This is a genomic window from Chimaeribacter coloradensis, from assembly GCF_002858715.1.
Taxonomy (GTDB): Bacteria; Pseudomonadota; Gammaproteobacteria; order Enterobacterales; family Enterobacteriaceae; genus Chimaeribacter; species Chimaeribacter coloradensis.
Genome location: NZ_PJZH01000064.1, coordinates 1 through 1,405 on the forward strand (window position 1 = coordinate 1; position 1,405 = coordinate 1,405).

The 1,405-nt window shown below is 35.7% G+C and carries 2 protein-coding genes; both read right to left on the reverse strand.

Going from position 1 to position 1,405, the window contains the following annotated elements:
- A partial coding sequence (gene halB, locus CYR32_RS21150) for an anti-phage Hailong system nucleotidyltransferase HalB (protein WP_101827042.1) occupies nucleotides 1-648 on the reverse strand: 648 nt, incomplete at its 3' end.
- The coding region (halA, locus tag CYR32_RS21155; RefSeq protein WP_101827041.1) for an anti-phage Hailong system effector protein HalA at nucleotides 648-1,405 on the reverse strand (758 nt) is incomplete at its 5' end. The genes halA and halB, both read right to left, overlap by 1 nt.

Sequence of the window (1,405 nt, forward strand, 5' to 3'; positions counted from 1 at the left end):
GAAAGTTTTTATTCCCATGGCATTTTTATTTTGTTTAAATCGCTTCCAATATGCATTACGGCTCAGATCATTTAATTTTGGCCTTTGGAAGCCAAAATTGATAAGAAAATCTTCGATATCTTTAAAAATTAACAAATCCAGATTACTTGAATCCTTCAACATTATGAATTTACCAACCTTTTCTTCACCGGAAAAACTCGCAAGATCCTCCCTTGAAAAAATGGGATTCCTTACTTCAGCTGAAGAGGCTATCAAAATAGTTCTCACGCACCAAGCCATTCGTTTGTTTAGCAAAAAGACATTTCTAAATGACGAACTAAAATCCATCAAAAACCAAGCCAAATCAGCTGCACAAAGCTTCTCGTGCATGTAATCATCTTTATATCTGAAAGCTGATCTGATGCTTTCAATTCCGAAGCCGTCACAATAGATCTCCTTTGCCTCCTCACAAATATGCAAAATAAACAAATCACCGCTGTCTGCACGCTGAAGGGCTAGCTTCTCAGGGTAGCACGCCAAGTTACTACTCCCATCCACTATCATTTTATAATGATCTTCATTTGTGACAGCGAATAAGTCAATATCTGAAAAATTATTAAAGTCGCCTCTTGCACGACTTCCGTATAATGCTAATGATAAGATAGCCATTATCTAACCTTACAAATTCTGTTGATAATAGTTGGTACGAATATAGTATACCACCATAAACCCAGGACCGCGTTAGCTCCGTAAAGAGCCTGCTCCTGCCAAGTTTGAGCTACAGTTGCATGCTTCGTATAGCCCACAAGTAATGTAATATCAAAGGATTTTATTAGTGAAAGCTTCCAGCCAAGGACCGGTTTAGAATCAACACTAAAACACGCATAAATTAAAGCAAATATAACAATAATTCCTACCCCACAAATCGTTGCCCGGCTAACATTGCCTCCCCAACCATTAATACTTCCTGAAAAAGAAATAAGCTTACCCTCAATAAAACCAAGCCATTGAGAAATAAAGTTTCTCAATTTATTTTTATTGACACTTCTCTCATATTTTGCCTTTGATATTTTAGCTGAAATAGATTGCTTAAGATATATTTTTATGGATTCATAATAAGCTTTGTCATCAGCATTTCTTTCATTATTTGACAAGACCAACCTGGCCAGCTTTACCTTTGACTCTTCCAACCTAAAAGTTTGATATGACGGATTTTTAGCGCCATAACTTTTTAGTTCTTCTTTGTTAGTATTTGTATATGCAGAATTTATAAAAGACTCCGGATTCGTTATAATAGTATCAAAAAGCTTTGTTTCAGTTCCAGATATTCCAATAGATTCCCAAGTGCAATCATGGAAATTACAATGTTCAAATGTTGACACTGTGAAAGAACATCTATCAAATTCGCAATTCGAAAACTTCACCC